Below are 4041 nucleotides of genomic sequence, written 5' to 3' on the forward strand. Positions count from 1 at the left end.
CCGCGCGGCTCTCGGCCGTGCTGAGCGTGCTGTACCTGATCTTCAACGAGGGCTATGCCGCGTCCGGCGGCGAGCGGTGGATGCGCACCGATCTCAGCAGCGAGGCGCTGCGGCTCGCGCGGGTGCTCGCGGCACTCGTCCCGAAGGAGCCCGAGGCGCACGGCCTCGTCGCTCTGATGGCGCTGAGCGCCGCGCGCTTCCCGGCTCGAGTGGACGCGTCGGGCGAGCCGATCCTGCTCGGCGATCAGGATCGCACGCGCTGGGATCGCGGGCTGATCACCCTCGGCGGGGACGCTCTGGCCCGGTGCGATGCGCTCGGTCGCGGCCGCGGGCCCTACGCCCTGCAGGCCGCGATCGCCGAGTGCCACGACGTCGCGCCCTCGGTCGACGCGACCGACTGGGAGCGGATCGCCGTGCTGTACGAGGCGCTCGGCCGGATCGCGCCGTCACCCGTCGTGGAACTCAACCGCGCCGTCGCGGTGTCGATGTCCGAGGGCCCGGCGACGGCCCTGCGCATCGTCGACGGCCTCGCCCAGCCGCTGGCGGGCTACGCGCAGCTTCCCGGAGTGCGCGCCGAGCTGCTGATCCGCCTCGGACGCACCGCTGAGGCTCGTGCGGAGCTCGAGACGGCCGCGCGCCTGACGGCGAACGACCGCGAGCGCACGGTGTTCGAACGCAAGCTGCGCGCGCTCGGCTGACGCGATCCGGCTGCCACGGGCCGGACGGCGCCGTCGCGCGCCGCTATGCCGGCTCGCTCCTGCCGAGCTCGGCGCCCGCGTGGGCCAGCTCCGCGAGCGCGGCGTCGCTCGGCTCCTGGGCGACACCCGCGATGAGATCGATCAGCACGCGCACGTGCTGGCCGTGCTCGATGGCATCCAGCGCAGACGCACGCACGCAGTGATCGGTCGCGATGCCGACGACGTCGACGGTCTCGATCCCCTGCTCCGCGAGCACGGCGGCCACGGTCGATCCGTCGTCCGTGACGCCCTCGAACATCGAGTAGGCGGGCTTGCCCTGCCCCTTCTTGACGTGATGCGTCACGGCGGTCGTGTCGAGGCCGGGGTCGTACTCGGCGCCCTCCGTGCCGGCGATGCAGTGCGGGGGCCACGTCGCGACGTAGTCGGGCGCAGGCTCGCTTCCGTCCGGTACGATGTGCCCGCCGTTGTCGCTGTCCGCGTCGTGCCAATCGCGTGACGCGACGATGACGGCGTACTCCTCCGCGTGAGCCCGCAGGTGGCGCGTGATCCCGGCGGCGACCGCGTCGCCGCCGATCACGCCGAGCGCGCCGCCCTCCGTGAAGTCGTTCTGCACGTCCACGATCAGCAGTGCTCTGGTCATGTTCCGAGGGTACGCCCGGGGCGATCCGCAGGAGAATGGCCCCGGGAGGTCGCGGATGACCGAGAAGGTGGACGTCAAGAAGACGCTCGACGGCTACCGGGCGCGCCACGGTGATTTCCGGTTCCTCGATGTGCCGGAGGCGCGGTACCTCATGACCGACGGACACGGCGATCCGAACTCTTGGGTGTTCGGCGAGGCGATCGAGGCCCTGTACCCCGTCGCGTACCGGCTGAAGTTCGCGAGCAGAAGCCGACTGGGGCGCGACTACGTGGTGCCGCCGCTCGAGGGGCTCTGGTGGGCGGAGGACATGACCGCGTTCACGACCGCGCGCGACAAGGCGCAGTGGAGATGGACGCTGCTGATCCTCGTGCCGGAGTGGGTCGACGACGCGTTGTTCGGCGCGGTCGAGGCGCCCGAGCGGGTGCGCCTCGAGGCGCTGGCGGAGGGACGCTGCGTGCAGACGCTGCACGTGGGATCCTTCGACGACGAGGCGCCCGTGCTCGCGAGGATGCACGACGAGGTGATCCCGGGCGCGGGGCTCGTGCCGACCGGCCGCCACCACGAGATCTATCTGAGCGACTTCCGTCGCGTGCCGCCCGAGCGGCGGCGGACGATCCTGCGCCAGCCGGTGGCGCCCGCCTAGCCCGCGGCGACCATCGCGACGATCTGCACGATCAGGGCCAGCACGCCGACTCCTCCGCACGCGAGCGCGACGCCGCCCAGCAGACGCGGCCAGGGGGACCGCTCGTGCAGCCGCACGTCGTCACGCGTGCCCACGCGGTGGAACAGCTCGAGCTCGTCGCCGCGCGCCGCCGCGCGCATCTCGTTCGTCAGCGGCGCCTCGTGCACGCCGTCGTCGCCGAACCACCGCACGACCTGCCGCGCGTGCGCCGTGGAGGAGGGGTCGTCGATCAGCACGGTCCGGATCGGCTCCCATGTGCCGTCGGCGAGCCGCACGATGAGGGCTGCCCCGCCGAACAGCACGGCCGCCCCGATCCCGACCCAGGTCAGGATCTCCGTGATGGCGCCGAGTGCTCCGCCCAGCATCAGGCGAGACGGGACGGAGGGAGCGCGGCGGTCACCCATCCAGTCTGGCAGGTGCGGAGCCGGCTCCGATGCTCAGGACAGCGGCGCGGTGAGCGGGTCGACCGGGCGGCGCGAGCGTCCGTCGGCCGACTGGATCGCGAGACCCTCGCGCGCCCAGTACTCGAACCCGCCGATCATCTCCTTCACGGGGTAACCCAGCCGGCTGAGCTCGAGGGCGGCTCGCGTCGCGCCGTTGCACGCGGGGCCCCAGCAGTACACGACCACGTTCGGCAGCCCCGCGAGCTCGGCGTGGCGCTCCGCGAGCTCCGGGCGCGGGATGTGTCGGGCGCCGGGCACATGCCCCTGGTCGTAGGACGCCTGATTGCGCACATCGACGAGCGTGACCTGCTCGCCGGCGGCCCGCGCGGCGGCGACGTCGGAGGGGTCGGTCTCGTGGCGGAGCTTGCGGGCGAACCAGTCGACGGCGTCCGCCGTGTCGGCGGTGGGGAGGGTCTGGAGGTCGGTCATCTCCTCATTGCGCCACAGATCAAGGAGAAATCCACGACGAAGGACGGATCCGGCCGGAATCCTCCGAATCCGTGCCGTTCTCCTGCGCTGCGGTCGGTGCACGGGAGCGCGCGGCGACTCCCCGGACAGCGAAAAGGCCCCCGGAGTGGAGTCCGGAGGCCTGATCGAGCCGCTTGTCGGAATCGAACCGACGACCTATTCATTACGAGTGAATCGCTCTGCCGACTGAGCTAAAGCGGCGTACGCACCGCTCGCGCGGCACGATGAACCATCATACCCGATCCGAAACCGTGCTCCGAACCGGGGCGATGTCCGGGTGCGTCACGCTCAGGGGGCGCAGGTGAGCCCGTCCTCCGGCACGGTGCCGTCCAGGAAGAAGGCGTCCACGGCGTCGTCGACGCACGTGCTCTGGCCGTTGTAGGCGGTGTGCCCCTCGCCCTCGTAGGTCACCATGACGCCGCTGGAGAGCTGATCCGCGAGTGACTGCGCCCACGCGTACGGCGTCGCAGGATCCCCGGTCGTGCCGATCACCACGATCGGAGCCGCTCCCGAGGCCGCGATCTGATTGCGCTCACCCGTCGGTTCGTGAGGCCAGACCTCGCACACCCCGGGCCCCTCCCAGTACGGCGCGATCGTCGGCGCGTCCTGCTGCAGCCGCTCCGTCGCGGCGTCCTGCGTCTCCTGGTCGTCGGCGGGATAGTCCATGCAGTTGTACGCCTGGAACGCCTCGGTCGAGTTGTCCGCGTACTGCCCGTCCTCGCGTCCGTTGTAGAAGTCGGCGAGCAGGAAGGCGGTCGTCGGGTCGCCCTGCAGCGCGGACGTGAGCGCATCCGTCAGGTACGCCCAGTTCTCCGGCGCGTACAGCGCGGCGACGATCGCCGTCGTGAGGGAGTCCGCGCCGAGTTCGCGCCCGTCGGGCGCCGGCAGCGGCGAGCGGTCGACGGACGCCAGCAGCGCCGCCAGGTCGCCCATCGCCTGATCCAGCGTCCCCGAGAACGGGCAGCCCCCGCCGTCCTGCGTCGCGCCGTCGAGGCACGACTGCATGTAGGTGCGCAGCGCCTTCTCGAACGCGAGCCCCTGCGCGAGGCCCACCTCGGTGCCCGACACCGACGGATCGATCGCGCCGTCCAGCACGAGCCGGCCCGCGCG

Annotated in this window: 6 protein-coding genes and 1 tRNA gene; 2 read left to right on the top strand and 5 right to left on the bottom strand. The window is 71.9% G+C overall.

Annotated features, from left to right (window positions below; genetic code table 11):
* A partial coding sequence (locus RIF89_RS11630; protein WP_375294477.1) for an RNA polymerase sigma factor occupies positions 1-698 on the top strand: 698 nt, incomplete at its 5' end.
* A 43-nt stretch (positions 699-741) separates the two neighbouring features.
* On the opposite strand, the gene RIF89_RS11635 is transcribed toward RIF89_RS11630, so the two are convergent.
* On the bottom strand, positions 742-1338 hold the full coding sequence (locus RIF89_RS11635; RefSeq protein ID WP_309069272.1) for an isochorismatase family protein: 597 nt from the start codon (positions 1336-1338) through the stop codon (positions 742-744).
* Positions 1339-1393: 55 nt separating this feature from the next.
* On the opposite strand from RIF89_RS11635, the gene RIF89_RS11640 reads away from it, so the two are divergent.
* Positions 1394-1981, top strand: coding sequence for a GyrI-like domain-containing protein (locus RIF89_RS11640; RefSeq protein ID WP_309069273.1), 588 nt, complete (start codon positions 1394-1396; stop codon positions 1979-1981).
* Here RIF89_RS11640 and RIF89_RS11645 read toward each other — a convergent pair.
* From RIF89_RS11645 to RIF89_RS11660, 4 genes are all read right to left on the bottom strand, one after another.
* Positions 1978-2385 (bottom strand): hypothetical protein, encoded by a 408-nt coding sequence (locus tag RIF89_RS11645; RefSeq protein WP_309069274.1) that lies wholly within the window; start codon positions 2383-2385, stop codon positions 1978-1980. The genes RIF89_RS11640 and RIF89_RS11645 overlap by 4 nt on opposite strands.
* Positions 2386-2457: 72 nt before the next feature.
* A complete protein-coding gene (locus RIF89_RS11650; protein ID WP_309069275.1) occupies positions 2458-2892 on the bottom strand; it encodes a rhodanese-like domain-containing protein in 435 nt (144 codons plus the stop codon).
* Between the two features lie 167 nt (positions 2893-3059).
* Positions 3060-3132: transfer RNA gene (locus RIF89_RS11655), tRNA-Thr, on the bottom strand.
* An 87-nt stretch (positions 3133-3219) separates the two neighbouring features.
* The coding region (locus RIF89_RS11660) for an alpha/beta hydrolase (RefSeq protein ID WP_309069276.1) at positions 3220-4041 on the bottom strand (822 nt) is incomplete at its 5' end.

The sequence above is a fragment of the Microbacterium sp. genome (genome assembly GCF_031178525.1).
Taxonomy (GTDB): Bacteria; Actinomycetota; Actinomycetes; order Actinomycetales; family Microbacteriaceae; genus Microbacterium.